Genomic DNA, 17,995 nt, shown 5'->3' with positions numbered 1-17,995 from the left:
CGTGCGGGAGCCCGAGGAGCTCCCGCACGTCTGCGGCGCTCGTGATGCACGCGGCGTCGTACTCGCGCAGCAGTCGGTGGGTCCCTGCAGAGGCGGCGGAGGTGACAGGTCCCGGGACGGCGCCCAGCGGCCGTCCGAGCGAGGCGGCGTGCCCGGCCGTGTTGAGGGATCCGCTGCGCCACCCCGCTTCGACGACCACGGTGGCGTCGCTGAGCGCGGCGATCAGCCGGTTGCGCTGGAGGAAGCGCCACTTCGTCGGCGCCGCGCCGCAGGGCACCTCGCTGATGACCGCTCCGCCGGCGGCGATCCGTTCGATGAGGCCGGCGTGCCCGGCGGGGTAGCTGCGGTCGACCCCGCCGGCGAGGAGTGCGACCGTCATGCCGCCGACCTCGAGCGCGGCGCGATGGGCGGCGCCGTCGATGCCATAGGCGCCGCCCGAGATCACCGGCAGCCCGCCGCCCGCAAGATCGGCCGAGAGCTCCAGGGCGACGTGGTCTCCGTAGGACGTGGCCGCGCGCGCCCCGACGATGGCGACAGATGGGCGCAGCCGCGCGAGCACGGCGCGATCCCCGCGCACCCACAGGCAGTGCGGTGCGTGCATGCCGAGGTCGTCGAGCTGGTCCGGCCACTCGGGATCGGCGCGCGTGACGATCGTGACGGAGGAGCGGTCGGCGGAGCGGAGACCGTGTGCGACCCCGTCGGGGTCGAGCCGGAGCATCCAGCGCTTCCGTCCGTCGCGAAGGTCGGATGCCGGCACCGCCACCGTGTCGTGCTCGCCCAGCGCCACCTCGAGGGCGCGGATCGGGCCGTGCGCGGCGACCAGGCGCCCGGCGACGCCGTCGCCCGGTTCGACGAGGTGCGCCCACACGACCGTGGCATAGCGATCCACCGCCGCCGCGTCGTCCGCCTCTGCGTCGAGGTGGCCTCCGAGTGCGCGTCGGGCGGCGGCCGGGTCGAGGGCGAATCGGGTCATCGGGCGAGTCCTTTCTTGAGGTAGAGGGCACGGCCCAGGTCGTCGGCGGAGAGCGTGGATCGTCCGGCGAGGTCCGCGAGCGACCACGCCACGCGCAGCACGCGGTCGTATCCCCGCAGTGTGAGCGCCCCGCGATGCAGCGCCGCGTCGAGGGGACGCCTGACCTCGGGCGGCGGCGCGCTGGGGCCCTCGCGGAGCCACGAGCCGGGGACATCGGCGTTGAGGCGCCAGGGGAGCGCCGCCAGGCGCTCGGCGGTGCGCGCTCGCGCGTCGGCGACGCGGGCCCGCGCCTCCGCCGTCGTGGTCACCGCGGCCTGGTGCCCCCGCTGCGCGACCGAGACCCGTGCGAGCGTGAGCTCGATGTCGATGCGATCGAGCAGCGGACCGGACAGGCGACCGAGATAGCGGCGGATCGCCGCCGGCGGGCACGTGCACGTGCCGCCGCGGATCCCGTAGTCGCCGCACGGGCACGGGTTTGTCGCGAGCACGAGCTGGAAGCGTGCGGGGAAGGCCGCCGTCGCTCCGGCCCGGTGGATCGTGATCGAGCCGCTCTCGAGCGGCTGGCGGAGGGCGTCGAGCGACCCGGCGGTGAACTCGCCCGCCTCGTCGAGGAAGAGCACTCCCTCGGTGGCGCGGGCGATCGCTCCGGGCCGCACGGTGCGCGAGCCGCCGCCGACGAGCGCGGCCATGCTCGCGCTGTGGTGCGGAGCCTCGAACGGAGGAGTGCGCGACAGTTCGACGACGCGGGCGCCGGAGAGGCTGCGGATCGACGCGCTGGAGAGCGCCGCGTGATCGTCGAGCGGTGGGAGGATGCCGGGAAGCCGGCGTGCGAGCATCGTCTTGCCGGCTCCGGGCGGTCCGCACATCATCAGGTGGTGGCCCCCGGCCGCTGCCACGATGAGGGCTTCGACGGCCTCGCGCTGGCCGATCACGTCGGCCAGATCGGGCTGGTCCTCCTCGGTGGGCGCGTCGCCGGACAGCTCGATCGGCTCGTCATCGGGGACCTCGACGTCTGCGCCGTGCAGGGCGAGGCACTGCGCGAGGTTCACGGCGCCGACCACCTCGATCCCCGTGACGAGCGCTGCCTCTTCGCGATTGGCCCAGGGCACGACGACACGCGTGCGTCCGGCTCGCAGTGCGGCGAGGACCGCGGGGAGCACACCCGGGATCGGGCGCAGCCGCCCGTCGAGTCCGAGTTCGCCGAGGTGGACCGTCGACGCCAGGGATGCGGCATCCATCGCCGTTTCGGTCGCGAGGCATGCGACGGCGATGGCCACGTCGAAGCCAGACCCCTGCTTCGGGAGGCTGGCGGGGGAGAGGTTGACCGTGAGCCGGCGCCGCGGCAGTGGGACGCCCGTATTGGCGCATGCGTTGTGCACCCGGCGCACCGCCTCGCCGAGCGCCTTGTCCGGAAGCCCGATGATCTTGAACTCCGGCGTCTGCTGCGAGAGGTCTGCCTCGACCTCGACCAGATCTCCGTCGACGCCCACGAGGGCCACCGACCACGTGCGTGCGACGCTCACGGCACCTCCACGTCGACGAGGTGCTCGAGGTGCGCGGTGCGGGCGTCGGCGCCGAGGACGGCGATCGCGTCGATCCGCAGGCGCCGGTGCTGCACGATGTCGCGGTGGACGGCGGTCCAGGCCATGGCCAGGCGCCACAGGCGGGCGCGCTTGCGCGGGTCGATCGCCTCGAACGGGTGGCCGAAGGCCTCGGTGCGGCGCGTCTTCACCTCCACCACGACCACAGTGCCGGCGTCGACCGCGACGATGTCGATCTCACCCGCCGCGCACCGCCAGTTGCGCGCGACCACGTCGTAGCCGGCCTCGGCGAGGTAGCGCGCCGCCCGTTCCTCGCCGGCGCGCCCCAGCTCGTCCTTGTCTGCCATGAGGCGATGGTGGCAACGCCCGCGGGGCGGCGGGGCGGGGTCGACCGGCTCCGTGCAGAGGTGGCCGGGAAGCGACCCTGTGGAGGAGGCGGGAGATCCTCCACGGAGAGTCGTCGCCCGTGCATGCGGGGGCAGGAGCAAGCTGGACCCATGAGGCTGGAGGAAGCCGCTGACGCCTACGCGCGCCAGCTCGCCGACGTGCGGCGGCTGTCGCCGGCGACCGTGCGCGCGTACCGCGGCGACCTCTCCGACCTCGCGGCCGCGACCGGCGACATCGAGCTGGCGGCCATCGACCTCGAGTCGCTGCGCGAGTGGGTGTGGCGCGCGACGCAGCGGGGGGACGCCCGCTCGACCATCGCCCGTCGCACCTCAACGGCGCGCGGGTTCTTCGCCTGGGCGCACGACGCCGGGCTCCTCGCCGACGACCCGGCGCTGCGGCTGGTCGCCCCGAAGCGGGGGCGGACGCTTCCGAAGGTGGCGACCGCGGATGCCGTGGCCAGCGTGCTGGATCTGGCGGGCGCGGCCGCTGCCGACGGCGATCCTCTCGCCCTGCGCGACCACGCCCTGCTCGAGTTCCTCTACGGCGCCGGCGTGCGCGTATCGGAGCTGTGCGGCCTGGACGTCGACGATCTGGATCGCGACCGGCGCACCGCGCGCGTGCTCGGCAAGGGCTCGAAGGACCGGGTGGTGCCGTACGGCGGCGGCGCCGCGCGTGCCCTGGATGCCTACCTCGTGCGGGGGCGCCCGACGCTGCTCGCGCGCCGACAGACCCGCGACAGCGCGGCGGTGTTCCTCGGCACCCGCGGGGGACGGCTGGGCACCCGGGCGGTGTACGACGTCGTCGCGCGCGCGCTCGGCCCGCAGCTCGGCGGAGCGGTCGGTCCGCACGCACTGCGCCACTCCGCCGCGACGCACCTCCTGGACGGCGGCGCCGACCTGCGCGCCGTGCAGGAGATCCTCGGGCACGCGAGCCTCGGCACGACGCAGATCTACACGCACGTGTCGAGCGAGCGTCTCACCGCGACCTATCGCCTCGCGCACCCGCGCGCCTGACCGCTCAGCAGCAGGGGAGCAGCACGGCGCGAGGAACCTCGCCGAACAGCAGCATCGGATTGACGTAGTCGCCGTCCAGACGCACCCCGAAGTGCAGGGCGCCCGCTGCAGCGTGACCCCCGAGTGCGAGGACGGCGACCTCCTGTCCGCGTTCGACGAGGGCGCCGGCGGCGAGTTCGGACTCGACGGGTTCCAGCGTGGTCACGAGTCCGTCGCCATGGTCGATCGTCAGGATGCCGCGACCGGCCACCGTTCCGGAGAACGCGATCATCCCCGAGGCGGGTGCCCGCACCGCAGCATCCGGATCGCCGCGCAGGTCGATTCCGCGATGCCCCGCGCCGTAGCGATGAGCGGGAGCCTCGAACGCCCGCTCCAGACGGAAGGCCGAGAGCGGCCAGACCCAGTCGGCGGCCACACCGTCGATGAGCGGTGGCGGCGCGGCATCCGTCGTCGTCGCCTGCGCGGGAATCGGCCCGAGCGCGAGCACGGCGGCGATCGCGAAGACCGCTGCGGGGGAACGGAGGGCGGTGCGCGAGGGCGTCATCGCTCCAGGTTCGCGGGCCGGGCGCGCACCATCGTCGCGACGGGGAGAACGGTGGACGGATGCCGCGGCCGCCGCAGTCGGGAGGAGACGGCTGCTGATACACTGGATGCCGCACCCCGCTCGTCGGGGTGACTCCGCGTGCCCAGAGCACCGCGAACGGTCCACGACCGGGCGGTGCGGCATCCACTCCCATCGGTCCCGCAACTGCGGGCGGGCGTGTGCCGGGCACCAGGCTCGCCGGCCCTCCGCCGGCGCTGACACAACCGCAAGAGGCGCGCGAGCGCCAGAACAGGAGAACGGCCATGGCCGTCGTCACCATCCGCCAGCTGCTCGACAGCGGCGTCCACTTCGGGCACCAGACTCGCCGGTGGAACCCGAAGGTCAAGCGCTTCATCCTCACGGAGCGCAGCGGCATCCACATCATCGACCTGCAGCAGTCGCTGACGTACATCGACAAGGCGTACGAGTTCGTCAAGGAGACCGTCGCCCACGGCGGCACCATCCTCTTCGTCGGCACCAAGAAGCAGGCCCAGGAGATCGTCGCCGAGCAGGCGACCCGCGTCGGCCAGCCCTACGTGAACCAGCGCTGGCTCGGTGGCCTCCTCACCAACTTCCAGACCGTGTCCAAGCGCCTCGCGCGCATGAAGGAGCTCGAGGAGCTCAACTTCGACGACCCGGCTGCGAGCGGCTTCACCAAGAAGGAGCTGCTGATCAAGAAGCGCGAGCTCGACAAGCTCCACAAGTCGCTCGGCGGCATCCGCAACCTGCAGAAGACGCCCTCGGCGATCTGGGTCATCGACGCCAAGCGCGAGCACCTCGCGGTCAACGAGGCCACGAAGCTCGGCATCCCGGTCATCGGCATCCTCGACACCAACGCCGACCCGGACGAGTTCCAGTACCCGATCCCCGGCAATGACGACGCGATCCGCTCCGTGAGCCTGCTCACGCGCATCATCGCCGACGCCGCGGCCGAGGGCCTGATCCAGCGTCACCAGCCCACCGAGGAGTCGGCCGACGCCGAGCCCCTCGCCGACTGGGAGCGCGAGCTGCTCGAGCAGGGCGCCGCCGTCGAGGCTGCCGAGGCCGTCGTCGTCGAGGCCGCCGCTGAGGAGCTGGCCGCGGAGGCCGTCGCCGCAGAGGCCGTTGCCGTCGAGCTGGCCGTCGAGGCCGTCGAGGCCGAGGCCGCCGGCGACGAGGCCGCCGCTGAGGAGCTGGCCGTCGAGGCCGTCGTAGTCGAGGCCGTCGCCGAGGAGCTGGCCGCGGAGGCCGTCATCGCCGAGGACGTCGCCGAGGAGCTGGCCGCTGAGGCCGTCGCCGACATCGAGGCCGCAGAGAAGTAAGCACCCGCCGCAAGGCAACTCGGCGGGGTCGTGTTCTGCGGCCCCGCCGAGGCATCCCCTGAGAATTCCCACAATCAAGGAGCCGCCACCCATGGCAAACTTCACGATCGCCGACATCAAGGCGCTGCGCGAGCAGCTCGGCACCGGCATGGTCGACACCAAGAAGGCCCTCGAGGAGGCCGACGGCGACCTCGAGAAGGCCGTCGAGATCCTCCGCCTCAAGGGCGCGAAGGGCAACGCCAAGCGCGCCGACCGCTCCACCAGCGAGGGCCTCGTCACGGCGAAGGAGGTCGATGGCAGGGTCACGATCATCGAGCTCAACACCGAGACCGACTTCGTCGCGAAGAACGAGCGCTTCATCGCGCTTGCCGACAAGGTCCTCGAGGCCGCTGCGGCCGCCGGCGCCGACTCGGCCGAGGCCGCCCTCGCGGCTCCCGCTGGATCCCAGACCGTCGCCGAGCTCATCTCGGACGAGGCCGCGATCATCGGCGAGAAGGTCGAACTGCGCCGCGTGCGGACGCTGTCGGGCGACAAGTTCGAGATCTACCTTCACCGCACCAGCAAGGACCTGCCCCCGCAGGTCGGCGTGGTGCTCGCCTATACGGGTGACGACGCCGAGACCGCGCGCAGCCTCGCGCAGCACATCTCGTTCGCCAACCCGACCTACCTCTCGCGCGACGAGGTGCCCGAGGCCGATGTCGACAAGGAGCGCGAGATCGTCACCGAGATCTCCCGCAACGAGGGCAAGCCCGAGGCCGCCCTGCCGAAGATCGTCGAGGGCCGTGTCAACGCCTTCTTCAAGCAGGTGGCGCTGCTCGACCAGGACTACGCCAAGGACAACAAGCTGTCCGTGGCCCAGGTCGCCAAGGACGCCGGACTGACCCTGACGGGCTTCGCCCGTTTCAAGGTCGGCGCTTAGCACGTCGAGAAGGCCCGCATCGTCGCCGGTGCGGGCCTTTTCTCATGCCCTTCGGTAGGTTGTCGTCAACGAGAGGATCCGTCGTGATCAATGAGAACACCGGGCGCCGCCGCGTCCTCCTGAAGCTGTCGGGCGAAGCGTTCGGAGGCGGTCAGCTCGGGGTCAATCCCGACGTCGTGAGCCAGATGGCGCGCGAGATCGCCGAGGCGGTGGACCGGGTGGAGATCGCGGTCGTCGTCGGCGGCGGCAACTTCTTCCGCGGTGCCGAGCTCAGCCAGCGCGGCATGGATCGCGGCCGTGCCGACTACATGGGCATGCTCGGCACCGTCATGAACGCCCTCGCCCTCCAGGACTTCCTCGAGCAGGCCGGCGCCGCCACCCGCGTGCAGTCGGCGATCTCGATGACGCAGGTCGCCGAGCCCTACATCCCGCGTCGCGCGGAGCGTCACATGGAGAAGGGCCGCGTCGTGATCTTCGGCGCCGGGGCCGGTCTGCCCTACTTCTCCACCGACACCGTCGCCGCCCAGCGCGCACTCGAGATCGACGCGCAGGAGGTCCTCGTCGCAAAGAACGGCGTCGACGGCGTCTACACCGCGGATCCCAAGAAGGATGCCTCCGCCACCAAGATCGATCGCATCACCTACCTCGACGCGCTGCAGCGCGGACTGAAGGTCGTGGATTCCACGGCGTTCAGCCTGTGCATGGACAACAAGATGGACATGCGGGTGTTCGGCATGGAGCCGGCGGGCAACGTCACGCGCGCCCTTCTGGGCGAGTCGATCGGCACGCTGGTCACGGCGTGAAACCCCGCCCTGAGTAGACTGGTCGAGCCCCACCCACTGAAGGAGACACTGTGATCGCGGACGTCTTGGCCGATGCCGGAGCGCGCATGGACCGCGCCGTCGAGGCTGCGAAGGAGGACTTCGCGACCGTTCGCACCGGACGGGCCAACCCGCAGCTCTTCCAGAAGGTGCTCGTGGACTACTACGGCACCCCGACGCCGCTCGCCCAGCTTGCATCGATCAACAACCCGGAGGCGCGCTCGCTCATCATCACGCCGTACGACAAGTCGGCGCTGAAGGGCATCGAGCAGGCCATCCGCGACATCCCGAATCTCGGCGTGAACCCGACCAACGACGGCAACATCGTGCGCATCACGATGCCCGAGCTGACCGAGGAGCGCCGCAAGGAGTACGTGAAGCTCGTGCGGTCCAAGGGCGAGGACCACAAGGTCCACCTCCGCGGGATCCGCCGCAAGTCCAAGGACGACATCGACGCCCTCAAGAGCGAGGTCGGCGAAGACGAACTGAACCGTGCCGAGAAAGAGCTCGACGCCCTCACGCGCGCGCACGTCGATGCCATCGACGAGGCGCTCAAGCGCAAAGAGGCGGAGCTCCTCGAGGTCTGAGGAACGGATGGACGAAGCATCCGGTGAATCGCCCGGGGGCGAGCAGGCCGCTTCCGATGCGCCTCTGACCCGTCGCGAGGCCGCTGAGGCGCGTCGCGCCGAGGCGGTCGCAGCGTCGGACGCCCCGCTGGACTCGATCCCGCCGGTTCCGCCCCTGCCCGGCGGCGACGCGCTGACGGCGGCCGGCTCGCCTGCGCTGCAGACGCATCTGCGGGCGGCGCGGACCGAGTTTGAGAGCCAGGTCGCCCACGCGCGAGCCGAGTTCGAGGAGGCCAATGAGCGCATCAAGCAGCGCACCGGCCGCGACCTCATCCTCGCGATCCTCATCGGCGTCGCCGCCGGCGCGGTGTTCCTCGGCTCACTGATCTTCGTCAAGCAGCTCTTCCTCGTCTTCGCGGTGGCCGCCGTCGGTCTCGGGGTGTACGAGTTCTCACGCGCACTGCGCGCCTCGGGGCGAAGGGTCGACGTCGTTCCGCAGCTCATCGCGGGCGAGATCGTCGTTCTCGCGGGCTACTTCCTGCAGGCGTGGCTCCTCTGGGTCGTCGTCTTCGTCGCGGTGGCCGTGGTGGTGAGCTGGCGACTCCTGGCGCAGATGGCGTCGCACGACGGCCGCACGTACGGCAACGTGCTCGCCGACGTGCTGATCGCCGGGTTCGTCCAGCTCTACGTGCCGTTCTTCGCGAGTCTGTGCGTGCTGCTGCTCGCCCAGGAGGGCGGCGAGTGGTGGGTCCTCTCGTTCATCGCCGTCGTGGTCGCCGCCGACACCGGCGCGTACGCGGCCGGTCTGTCGTTCGGGCGCCATCCGATGGCTCCGAAGATCAGTCCGAAGAAGACCTGGGAGGGCTTCGCGGGCGCTGTGCTCGCCTCGGCCGTGGCCGGGGTGCTGCTGGCGATCTTCCTGCTCGGGCTCGACTGGTGGATGGGCGTCGTGATCGGCGTGGTGATCCTGGGCACGGCGACGGTCGGCGACCTGGGTGAGTCGATGATCAAGCGCGACCTGGGCATCAAGGACATGAGCTCGTGGCTGCCCGGGCACGGCGGCGTGCTCGACCGGCTGGACTCGATCCTGCCTTCGACGGCCGCCGCGCTGGCGCTCTACTACCTCTTCACCCCTCTGGCGGCAGCATGACGACGGCACCCGCACCCGCACCGGCGGCATTCCCCGAGACGCGCGGCCGGGAGAAGGGCTACGACAAGGCGGCGGTCGACGCGTTCCTGAGCAGGGCCCGCGCCGCGTTCGAGCTCGGCGACGAAGCCTTGACATCGGCCGATGTGCGCCGTGCCGCGTTCCCCCTGGTGCGGCGCGGCTACGCCATCGCCTCGGTCGACGCGGCTCTGGGTCGCATCGAGGACGCGTTCGCGGCACGGGAGCGCGAGGCGGCCATGTCGGGTCGCGGAGGGGTGCGGGCGTGGGTCGGTCAGACCCGCGACACCGCCCAGGCCGTGCTCGACCGGCTCTCGCGACCGCGTGGCCGGCGGTTCGATCGCGTGTCGTCACTGCGCTACGGCTACCGGATCGACGAGGTCGATCTCGTGACCGACAAGATCGCCCGATACCTCGAGACGGACGACTCCGTCTCTGTCGAGCAGGTGCGGGCGGTGGCATTCCGCATGCAGCGCGGCGGGTACCGCGAGGCTCAGGTCGATGCTGTGCTCGACGCCGTCGTCGAGGTCATGCTGGCGGTGTCGTGACGCCGCCCGTGACCCACGGATGGCACCCCGGCGTGTCGATCGGTAGACTCGCAGCACTGTGACTTCCGGAAACGAGCTGATCCCGACGCGGCGTTCGCGCCGACAGGATGTGTCCCCCCTCGGGGATGCGCGGCCCGCCGGCTCTCGTCGAGCCCCCGTTCCGAAGCAGCGCTGGTCCCGCCGGCGCGGCGTGCTGGGCGTGTTCGCGGCCTTCGCCGCTGTCGGCTTCGTCGCCGCCTACGTCGGCCCCACGGGCATGGCGCTGAGCGGCGCCAACGCGGAGGAGGGCGAGTCCGTTTCGCTCTACGCCAGCTCGATCGGCGACGTGCAGTCGTTCGCCTCCCACGAGGCCACGGGCGACGCCGACGCTCGTGCGCTCGACCGGGGCAGCTATTCGGTGTACGTCAAGCCGAAGCCCGCGCCTCCGCCCGTGGTGGTGGAGACCGAGGCCGAGTCGACGTCGACCGGCTGGGCGCCGCCGTTCGTCACGCCCGATCCCGGAACCGCTCAGGCCATCGCCTACGAGATGGTCCTCGCGCGCGGCTGGGGCGACGCTGAATTCGCCTGCCTCGTGGCGCTGTGGAACAAAGAGTCCGGCTGGCGCGTCAACGCCTACAACGCTTCCAGCGGTGCCTACGGCATCCCGCAGGCGCTCCCCGGCAACAAGATGGGCAGCGCCGGCGCGGACTGGGAGACGAACCCGGCGACGCAGATCGCGTGGGGACTGGGCTACATCGGCGGTCGCTACGGCACGCCCTGCGGCGCCTGGGGCCACTCGCAGAGCGTCGGCTGGTACTGACCGCGATGCCGCGGTCGAACCGCCGGCGCAACGACTCGGCCGGCGATGACTCCTTCGAGCGCCTGGTGGCGGGCTGGAAGCGCACCGAGATGCGCCGTGGGGTGGAGTGGACCGTGCAGCCGGTCTCCGCGGCCCAGGCTCAGAAGACCTACACGTGCCCGGGCTGCGGGCGCGAGATCGCCGTGGGCGTCGCCCACGTCGTGACCTGGCGGGCAGACGGGGTGCTCGGCGACCGCGCCGACCTCGCGGGCCGCCGGCACTGGCACCAGCACTGTTGGAAAACGGCCTGACGGCCCCTCGCAGAGGATCGATCGACATGGAGATCCGCGGACCGATGCTCCTTCCCGCCCGTCGTGAGGAGGTGGAGCTCGAGACGATCGACGGCCTCACTCTGGTGGGGGAGCTCGCCCTGCCGGAGGATCGTGAGCCCGTCGCGACACTCGTGACGCTGCATCCGCTGCCCACCGCAGGCGGCTTCATGGACTCCCACATCCTCCGCAAGGCCGCCGGACGGCTGCCCGCCCTCGCCGACCTGGCGGTGCTCCGGTTCAACACCCGCGGCACGTCCTCTCCCCGGGGGACGAGCGAGGGAGCCTTCGACGGCGGACGCGCCGAGGCGTTCGATGTCGCGGCCGCCCTCGACTTCGTGCGCGAGCGCTCCCTGCCACGCCCCTGGCTCGTCGGCTGGTCGTTCGGCACCGAGCTGGCACTCAAGTACGGTCGGGACCACGACGTCGAAGGAGCCGTGCTCCTCTCCCCGCCGCTCCACCGCGCGACCGACGAGGACATCGCCGCGTGGGCCGGCGATCGGCGACGAATGATCGTCCTCGTGCCCGAGTTCGACGACTACCTGCGACCGGATGCCGCAGCCGACCGCTTCGCGAGCGTGCCGGAGGCCGTCATCATCCCCGTCGAGGGCGGCAAGCACCTCTGGGTGGGCGAGAATCAGACCCGGCGCGTCCTCACCGAGATCGTCGCCGCCGTGAACCCCGACGCGCTTCCGCTGCCGACCGCGTGGGAGGGCCCGGTCGTCGAGGGCTGACCAGCGGGTTCGGGATGCCGCGGCATCCGTCACCGCTCGTTCTGGCGCGGGATCACCACCTGCCTATAGATGATCAGGATGCTGGCGGCCCCCGGGATGGCGACGAGCGCTCCGAGCAGCCCGAGGAGCGCGCCGCCCGCCAGCGCCGCGATGACGACGACCGCACCGGGGACCGACACCGCGCGGCCCATGATCCGCGGCGAAATGACATACGCCTCGATCTGCATGTAGATGAGGTAGTAGATCGCGGCGATGAGCGCGGTCGTCGGCGAGCCGAGCCCCAGGCAGAACAGCACGATGATCGTCGATCCGGTCAGGGTGCCGACCAGCGGGATGAGGGAGAAGAAGAAGGCGATCACAGCGAGCACGGCGGGGAAGGGCGCATTGATGATCGACAGGAAGATCGCGCTGAGCACGCCGTTGATCACGCCGAGGCTGAGCTGTCCGATGACGTAGTACCCGACCGAGTCGGTGATCTGCTCGCCGAGGTCGATGAACCGCGCGCGCTTCGAAGCGGGCACGAGCTGATAGACGGCCCGCTTGAGGTTCGGCGTCGACGCGGTGAAGTAGATCGTGAGGATGAGCACGATGAAGGCGCCCGCGAGGCCGGCGAGCACCGCGCCGCCCACGGCGATGATCCCGCCGCCCACCTGCTCGCCGATAGCCCCCACGTCGAGGGAGTTGAACCAGTCCTCGATGTACGTGAAGACGTCGTCGACGTTGAGGTTGGGGAACGCCTCGCTCATCCACTGCTTGATCTCGCCGACCGGATTCCAGTCGTCCTTCTCGACGAGCTCCTGGATGTCGGCGACGAGCTGCGAGATCTGGCCGACGATGATCGGGACGATCATGAGGATGATCCCGGCGAACACGCTGAGCACCGCGAGGATGGTGATCAGCACGGCCGCCCAGCGGGGGAGTTTGCGCCGTTCGAGCCACGCCACGATCGGGTCCAGGCCCAGGGACAGGAACAGCGCGGTGCCGACGTAGAGCAGGATCGTCGACAGCGTCTGGATGCTGCCGATGAGCACCAGACCGAGCCCGACTCCGAGTGTCGCGACGAACGCGACCCGGAACGGATTGTGCACCTTCATTCGGCCTCCCCGCCGTTTCGGCGCGACTCGCCGATCCCTCTCCGTCAGGATACGCATTGCGGACGCCCAGCCCGGGGAATGGTCCCTCCCGGTCTGTTTTCAGGTCGCTTTCGATAGTCTGAAATGTCGAATCGAGGGTTCGCGCTGTCTGCGCGGCCCTGGGAAAGGTGTTCTTCGTGCGTTTCGTATGGGCCGTGGCGGCGTTCGTGCTCGCCGCCGTGATGATCGGGGCGGGCATCGCGCAGCGAACGATCTTCCAGGGACCCGACACCGCGATCGCGGCGATCTCCGTCGACGAGGAGGCGCCGTACCTCGTCATCGACGGTGCCGTGCTCAACGAGATCGACGGGGCGCAGACGCTTCGCGCTCAGGGCGATGGCGAGATCTTCGCGGCATACGGCCGGACGGCCGACATGACGGCGTGGCTCTCCGACACCTCGTACAACGTGGCGACCCTCGGCGACGACGGGCAGATCGTCACCGAGCTCGTTCCCCCCGTCGCGCCGGCCGAGGGTGAGGACGAGGCCGCGAACGAGGAGGGGCCTGCCCGCAGCCCGATCGGCTCCGACCTGTGGCTGGACGAGTTCCAGGAGTCCGACATCCTCATCGCACCCCTCCAGCTCCCGGCAGGCATGAGCGTGCTCGTCGCCTCGGACGGGACCGCCCCGGCTCCCGCGAACGTCTCTGTGTCGTGGCCGATCCAGAACTCCACCCCGTGGGCCGGACCGCTGATCGTCGGCGGAGGCATCGTGCTGGCCGTGGGCGTGCTGCTGTACATCCTCGGCATCCGTCACGCACGGCGCGCGCGCGGACCCCGCCGCAAGGGACTTCCCCTGCCGGTCACCGAGCCGATCGACCTCGCCGTAGAGAGTGCCGACAAGGGCGTCATCAGCGCGACGCCGTCCACCCGCCGCGCGGTCACCGGCGGACGTCGCTCCTTCGTGGTCCTCCCCGCCGTCGCCGTGTCGGCCCTGCTGTTCACCGGATGCTCCGCCGACGCGTGGCCGGAGTTCGCACCGACGCCCACCCCGTCGGCGACCGCGACCGTCCTCGTCCCCGAGGGGCAGCAGGCACCTGCCGTGACCAAGCCGCAGGCGGAGCGGATCCTCGCGCGCATCGCCGAGACCGTGTCCGAGGCCGACGCCGAGATGGACCGGAAGCTGGCCGCGACGCGGCTCGACGGCGCCGCGCTGGCCGCGCGGTCGACGAACTACGTGCTGCGCAGTGCGATCAGCGACTACGCCGAGCCGGCTGCGATCCTGACCAAGCCGCTGGAGATCGTGCTGCCCCAGGCGTACGACGGGTGGCCCCGCTCGGTGATGGCGGTCGTCGACGACGACGAGACGAAGACCGCGAGCATCATGGTGCTCACGCAGGCCGACGCATGGGCGCCGTACAAGCTCTCCTACGTCGCCAGCCTCGAGGCCTCCACCAAGATGCCCGACCTGCATCCCGAGTACATCGGGGCCGTGCAGCCCGCGCCGAACTCGCAGTTCCTCGCGATCGCACCCGAGGACCTCGCCGGCGCTTACTCCGACATCATCAACAAGGGTGAGAAGAGCGAGTACTACGAGATGTTCGAGGCCGAGGGGGACGAGCTGCGCGAGCGCATCGCGGTCGATCGTCAGGATCGCCTGGACGAGTTCAACACGACCGCGTCCCAGACCGGCAGCCTCACGTTCTCTTCGAAGCCGGGCGAGTTCGCCCCCTTCGCCCTCGCGACCGTCGAGAGCGGGGCGATCGTGGCGGTGAACATCGACGAGACCGACACCGTCAAGCCGACGAACGAAGACGCGGTGATCAAGCTCGAGAACAACGCGACCGTCAAGCAGCTGGCCGGCGCCGACCAGTCCGCGACCGGCTTCACCACGACGTTCACCGATCAGGTGTTCTTCTACGTTCCGACCCAGGGTTCGACGGAGAAGATCCGCCTTCTCGGCTACTCCTCGGACATCCTCGACGCGAAGGTGATCTCGTGACCGATCCCGTCTCTGGTGCTGCTCTGCGCGGCGCCGTCGACCTCTCCGCCCTCCGCAACCGCCCGGCTCCCGCCGCGCCCGCGGAGGCGCAGGGTGCCGCCGGAGGCCCGGCGGTCGCCTCCCTCGTGATGGACGTCACGGACGAGACGTTCCCGCAGGTGCTCGAGCTGTCGCGCACCGTGCCGGTCGTGATCGATCTGTGGGCGGAGTGGTGCGGGCCGTGCAAGCAGCTCAGCCCTGTCCTCGAGCGCGTCGTCACCGAGCTCGGGGGTCGCCTGGTGCTCGCGAAGGTGGACGTCGACGCCAACCCGCAGCTCTCGCAGGCGTTCCGGGCACAGTCGATTCCCATGGTGGTGGCGCTCGTCGCCGGCCAGCCGGTGCCGCTGTTCACGGGCGCCGTGCCCGAGCAGCAGGTGCGCGAGGTGCTCGCCCAGCTCCTCCAGGTCGCCGCGCAGAACGGTGTGACCGGTTCGGTGTCGGTCGAGACGGATGCCGCGCCCGACGAGCCCGTCGAGCCCCCGCTGCCGCCACTTCACGCCGAGGCGTTCGAGGCGATCGAGGCAGGGGACTACCCCCGCGCCATCGCCGCCTACGAGAAGGCCCTCGCCGAGAACCCGCGCGACGCCGAGGCACGCGCCGGACTCGGCCAGGTGCGCCTGCTCGATCGCGTGCAGGGAGCCGACCTCCAGGCAGCCCGCGCGGCCGCGGCGGCGGCACCGACGGACGTCGACGCGCAGTTCGCGGTCGCCGACCTCGACCTGGCCGGAGGTCACGTCGACGACGCGTTCGCGCGGCTGCTCGACCTCTTCGCCCAGCTGCCGTCCGACGACCGCGCTCCGGTGCGCGAGCGGCTGCTCGAGCTGTTCGCGCTGGTGGGCGACGCCGACCCGCGCGTGATCCGCGCGCGCGGCCGGCTCTCCTCCCTGCTGTTCTGACCTCAGCCCTGGGTGGGCGAGGGGATGTGCGCCTCGGGATCGTGGCGCAGCCACAGCACGCCGAGCGGAGGCAGCACCATCTTGGCGCGGCCACCGTCGCCGGCGTGCACCATGCCGAGGTTCCCCACGCCCGATCCGCCGTAGGCGGCGGCGTCGGTGTTGAGGATCTCGTGCCACACCCCGCGCTCGGGCAGGTCGAGCTCGTAGGACGTGATCGGCACTCCGGAGAAGTTGCAGATGACCGCGACGGCGTTCCCATGCCAGTCGCGCCGTGAGAAGGCGACGACGTTCGGGTTCCACTGGGGCGCGCCGAGCCGCGAGAACGCCGCACCGTCGCTGTCGCGGGCCCACAGCGCTGAATGCTCGCGGTAGACGCGGTTGAGCACGGCGACGAAGCCCTGCAGCTGCGCGTGCGAGGGCTGGTCGAGCAGCCACCAGTCGAGCGCGCGCCCCTCCGACCACTCCGAAAGCTGGCCGAACTCCTGACCCATGAACAGCAGCTGCTTGCCCGGATGGCCCCACATGTAGGCGAGGAACGCGCGCATGTTGGCGAGCTTCTGCCAGTGGTCTCCCGGCATCCGGCTGAACAGACTGCCCTTCCCGTGCACCACCTCGTCGTGGCTGATGGGCAGGACGTAATTCTCGCTGAAGGCGTACACGAAGGAGAACGACAGCTCGCCTTCGTGGTGGGAGCGGTACATCGGGTCGCGCTTGATGTACTGCAGCGAGTCGTTCATCCACCCCATGTTCCACTTGAACCCGAATCCGAGCCCGGCGTGGTCGGTAGGGGCGGTGACGCCCGGGAAGCTCGTGGACTCCTCGGCGATCATCGAGATGCCCGGGTAGCGCTTGTACGCGGTGGCATTGACCTCCTGGAGGAACTTGATGGCCTCGAGGTTCTCGCGGCCGCCGTGCACGTTCGGCGCCCATTCGCCCGGCTCGCGGGAGTAATCGAGGTACAGCATCGACGCGACGGCGTCGACCCGCAGCCCGTCGACGTGGAACTCCTCGAACCAGTAGAGGGCATTGGCCACGAGGAAGTTGCGGACCTCGCTGCGCCCGTAGTCGAAGATGTAGGTTCCCCAGTCGCGGTGCTCGCCGCGGCGGGGATCGGCGTGCTCGTAGAGCGGCTCGCCGTCGAAGCGGGCGAGCGCGAAGGCGTCCTTGGGGAAGTGTCCGGGGACCCAGTCCATGATCACGCCGATGTCGGCGCGGTGGAGCCGGTCGATGAGGTAGCGCAGGTCGTCGGGGTGGCCGAACCGGCTCGTCGGGGCGTAATAGCCCGTGACCTGGTAACCCCAGGAGCCGCCGAACGGATGCTCCGCCAGCGGAAGGAACTCGACGTGCGTGAAGCCCTGCGCGGTCACGTACTCGATGATCTGATCCGCCGCTTCGCGATAGGACAGCCCGGGTCGCCACGAACCGAGGTGCAGCTCGTACACCGACATCGGACGCGACAGCGGCGTCTCGCGCGCCCGGCGCGACATCCATCCGTCATCCTCCCAGCGGTAGGAGGACTGCGTGACGACGGATGCCGTGGCCGGCGGGACTTCGGCGTACCGTGCCATCGGGTCCGCCTTGATCACCCACGCGCCGTTTCGGCCGAGGAGTTCGAACTTGTAGGTCGCCCCCGCACCCACTCCGGGGACGAAGAGCTCCCACACCCCGGTCCCGCCCATCGAGCGCATGGCGTGGCTCTGCCCGTCCCACTCGTTGAACGAGCCGGTCACGCGCACCGCGCGGGCGTTCGGTGCCCACACGGTGAAGGCTGTGCCGCTCGCGCCCTCGTGCTCCCGCACGTGGGCGCCCAGAACGCGCCAGAGCTCCTCGTGTCGGCCCTCGCCGATCAGGTGCAGGTCGAGCTCCCCGATCGTCGGCGCGAACCGGTACGGGTCGTCGGCGACGAAGTCGGGACCGTCGGCGTAGGTCGTGACGAGCTCGTAGCGGCGGGGCTCGCCCGCACGCGTGCCCTCCCAGATGCCGCCGCGGACATGCTCGAGCGGAACGCGGGTGCCGTCGACGAACACCGCGGTGACGCTGCGTGCGAGGGGGCGGCGTGCGCGGACGACCCACTCCGCGTCGCCGCGTGCGCCCTCGGCGGGGTGGATGCCGAGCACCGAGTGGGGTTCGTGGTGGGCACCGGCGCCGACCGCGTCGAGCACCTGATCTGACGGGGTCATCGCCGCTCCTTGACGTGGAGGATGTGCACGGGATCCGTGAAGGCGTCGAGCATCACGAAGTTGTGGTCGGACCAGGTCCACCGAGCGCCGGTCACGAGGTCCTCGACGTCGAACGCGTCGCCGGGCTCGACGCCCCAGACGCGGGTGTC

The 17,995-nt window shown here is 70.8% G+C and carries 19 protein-coding genes; 12 read left to right on the top strand and 7 right to left on the bottom strand.

What is annotated here, in order from left to right; genetic code table 11:
* The 3 genes from dprA to ACE3O1_RS09650 form a co-directional block, all read right to left on the bottom strand.
* A partial coding sequence (dprA, locus tag ACE3O1_RS09660; protein ID WP_374314807.1) for a DNA-processing protein DprA occupies positions 1-973 on the bottom strand: 973 nt, incomplete at its 3' end.
* The gene (locus tag ACE3O1_RS09655; protein WP_374314806.1) at positions 970-2,496 is read right to left on the bottom strand and encodes a YifB family Mg chelatase-like AAA ATPase; all 1,527 of its coding nucleotides are present in this window, start codon (positions 2,494-2,496) and stop codon (positions 970-972) included. The genes ACE3O1_RS09655 and dprA, both read right to left, overlap by 4 nt.
* The gene (locus ACE3O1_RS09650) at positions 2,493-2,861 is read right to left on the bottom strand and encodes a YraN family protein (RefSeq protein ID WP_374314805.1); all 369 of its coding nucleotides are present in this window, start codon (positions 2,859-2,861) and stop codon (positions 2,493-2,495) included. The genes ACE3O1_RS09655 and ACE3O1_RS09650 overlap by 4 nt, the downstream gene beginning before the upstream one ends.
* Before the next feature lie 150 nt (positions 2,862-3,011).
* On the opposite strand from ACE3O1_RS09650, the gene ACE3O1_RS09645 reads away from it, so the two are divergent.
* A complete protein-coding gene (locus ACE3O1_RS09645) occupies positions 3,012-3,914 on the top strand; it encodes a tyrosine recombinase XerC (RefSeq protein ID WP_374314804.1) in 903 nt (300 codons plus the stop codon).
* A 4-nt stretch (positions 3,915-3,918) separates the two neighbouring features.
* Here the strand turns inward: ACE3O1_RS09645 and ACE3O1_RS09640 are convergent, their stop codons facing one another.
* Positions 3,919-4,458 (bottom strand): peptidoglycan DD-metalloendopeptidase family protein, encoded by a 540-nt coding sequence (locus tag ACE3O1_RS09640; protein WP_374314803.1) that lies wholly within the window; start codon positions 4,456-4,458, stop codon positions 3,919-3,921.
* Between the two features lie 302 nt (positions 4,459-4,760).
* Between ACE3O1_RS09640 and rpsB the strand changes: the two genes are divergently transcribed.
* From rpsB to ACE3O1_RS09595, 9 genes are all read left to right on the top strand, one after another.
* Positions 4,761-5,798 carry a 30S ribosomal protein S2 gene (gene rpsB, locus ACE3O1_RS09635; RefSeq protein WP_374314802.1) on the top strand — a complete coding sequence of 346 codons (1,038 nt, stop codon included), beginning with the start codon at positions 4,761-4,763 and terminating at the stop codon, positions 5,796-5,798.
* Between the two features lie 91 nt (positions 5,799-5,889).
* On the top strand, positions 5,890-6,717 hold the full coding sequence (gene tsf / locus ACE3O1_RS09630) for a translation elongation factor Ts (RefSeq protein ID WP_374314801.1): 828 nt from the start codon (positions 5,890-5,892) through the stop codon (positions 6,715-6,717).
* 83 nt (positions 6,718-6,800) lie between these two features.
* Entirely contained in the window at positions 6,801-7,520 is a 720-nt protein-coding gene (gene pyrH / locus ACE3O1_RS09625) for a UMP kinase (RefSeq protein WP_374314800.1), read from the top strand.
* A gap of 50 nt (positions 7,521-7,570) precedes the next feature.
* Positions 7,571-8,125, top strand: coding sequence for a ribosome recycling factor (gene frr, locus ACE3O1_RS09620; RefSeq protein ID WP_374314799.1), 555 nt, complete (start codon positions 7,571-7,573; stop codon positions 8,123-8,125).
* 7 nt (positions 8,126-8,132) lie between these two features.
* Positions 8,133-9,254, top strand: coding sequence for a phosphatidate cytidylyltransferase (locus ACE3O1_RS09615; protein WP_374314798.1), 1,122 nt, complete (start codon positions 8,133-8,135; stop codon positions 9,252-9,254).
* Complete coding sequence (locus tag ACE3O1_RS09610; RefSeq protein ID WP_374314797.1) at positions 9,251-9,817, top strand: DivIVA domain-containing protein; 567 nt, start codon at positions 9,251-9,253, stop codon at positions 9,815-9,817. Before ACE3O1_RS09615 ends, ACE3O1_RS09610 begins: the two co-directional genes overlap by 4 nt.
* Before the next feature lie 58 nt (positions 9,818-9,875).
* Positions 9,876-10,616, top strand: coding sequence for a lytic transglycosylase domain-containing protein (locus ACE3O1_RS09605; RefSeq protein WP_374314796.1), 741 nt, complete (start codon positions 9,876-9,878; stop codon positions 10,614-10,616).
* A 5-nt stretch (positions 10,617-10,621) separates the two neighbouring features.
* Complete coding sequence (locus ACE3O1_RS09600; RefSeq protein ID WP_374314795.1) at positions 10,622-10,906, top strand: hypothetical protein; 285 nt, start codon at positions 10,622-10,624, stop codon at positions 10,904-10,906.
* A 26-nt stretch (positions 10,907-10,932) separates the two neighbouring features.
* Positions 10,933-11,658, top strand: coding sequence for an alpha/beta hydrolase (locus ACE3O1_RS09595; RefSeq protein WP_374314793.1), 726 nt, complete (start codon positions 10,933-10,935; stop codon positions 11,656-11,658).
* 29 nt (positions 11,659-11,687) lie between these two features.
* Here the strand turns inward: ACE3O1_RS09595 and ACE3O1_RS09590 are convergent, their stop codons facing one another.
* Positions 11,688-12,752 carry an AI-2E family transporter gene (locus ACE3O1_RS09590; RefSeq protein WP_374314792.1) on the bottom strand — a complete coding sequence of 355 codons (1,065 nt, stop codon included), beginning with the start codon at positions 12,750-12,752 and terminating at the stop codon, positions 11,688-11,690.
* A gap of 176 nt (positions 12,753-12,928) precedes the next feature.
* Between ACE3O1_RS09590 and ACE3O1_RS09585 the strand changes: the two genes are divergently transcribed.
* Positions 12,929-14,731 (top strand): glycosyl transferase, encoded by a 1,803-nt coding sequence (locus ACE3O1_RS09585; protein WP_374314791.1) that lies wholly within the window; start codon positions 12,929-12,931, stop codon positions 14,729-14,731.
* Positions 14,728-15,666, top strand: a complete 939-nt coding sequence (locus tag ACE3O1_RS09580; protein ID WP_374314790.1) for a tetratricopeptide repeat protein — start codon at positions 14,728-14,730, stop codon at positions 15,664-15,666. Before ACE3O1_RS09585 ends, ACE3O1_RS09580 begins: the two co-directional genes overlap by 4 nt.
* Positions 15,667-15,668: 2 nt before the next feature.
* On the opposite strand, the gene glgB is transcribed toward ACE3O1_RS09580, so the two are convergent.
* Both glgB and ACE3O1_RS09570 read right to left on the bottom strand, forming a co-directional pair.
* Complete coding sequence (gene glgB, locus ACE3O1_RS09575; RefSeq protein ID WP_374314789.1) at positions 15,669-17,846, bottom strand: 1,4-alpha-glucan branching protein GlgB; 2,178 nt, start codon at positions 17,844-17,846, stop codon at positions 15,669-15,671.
* Positions 17,843-17,995: hypothetical protein (locus ACE3O1_RS09570; protein ID WP_374314808.1), on the bottom strand; the 153-nt coding region annotated here is incomplete at its 5' end. The genes glgB and ACE3O1_RS09570, both read right to left, overlap by 4 nt.

This window comes from Microbacterium sp. (assembly GCF_041909575.1).
In the GTDB taxonomy this organism is placed as follows: Bacteria; Actinomycetota; Actinomycetes; order Actinomycetales; family Microbacteriaceae; genus Microbacterium.
Note: the sequence above shows the minus strand (reverse complement) of the source record. Positions and strands in the feature narration are given on the sequence as shown.

Coding starts and splice junctions, on each gene's coding strand:
- ACE3O1_RS09645 (WP_374314804.1), top strand. CDS start 3,012: ATGAGGCTGGAGGAAGCCGCTGACGCCTACGCGCGCCAGCTCGCCGAC.
- ACE3O1_RS09600 (WP_374314795.1), top strand. CDS start 10,622: ATGCCGCGGTCGAACCGCCGGCGCAACGACTCGGCCGGCGATGACTCC.
- ACE3O1_RS09595 (WP_374314793.1), top strand. CDS start 10,933: ATGGAGATCCGCGGACCGATGCTCCTTCCCGCCCGTCGTGAGGAGGTG.
- rpsB (WP_374314802.1), top strand. CDS start 4,761: ATGGCCGTCGTCACCATCCGCCAGCTGCTCGACAGCGGCGTCCACTTC.
- tsf (WP_374314801.1), top strand. CDS start 5,890: ATGGCAAACTTCACGATCGCCGACATCAAGGCGCTGCGCGAGCAGCTC.
- glgB (WP_374314789.1), bottom strand. CDS start 17,846: ATGACCCCGTCAGATCAGGTGCTCGACGCGGTCGGCGCCGGTGCCCAC.
- ACE3O1_RS09610 (WP_374314797.1), top strand. CDS start 9,251: ATGACGACGGCACCCGCACCCGCACCGGCGGCATTCCCCGAGACGCGC.
- ACE3O1_RS09640 (WP_374314803.1), bottom strand. CDS start 4,458: ATGACGCCCTCGCGCACCGCCCTCCGTTCCCCCGCAGCGGTCTTCGCG.
- ACE3O1_RS09590 (WP_374314792.1), bottom strand. CDS start 12,752: ATGAAGGTGCACAATCCGTTCCGGGTCGCGTTCGTCGCGACACTCGGA.
- ACE3O1_RS09615 (WP_374314798.1), top strand. CDS start 8,133: ATGGACGAAGCATCCGGTGAATCGCCCGGGGGCGAGCAGGCCGCTTCC.
- ACE3O1_RS09650 (WP_374314805.1), bottom strand. CDS start 2,861: ATGGCAGACAAGGACGAGCTGGGGCGCGCCGGCGAGGAACGGGCGGCG.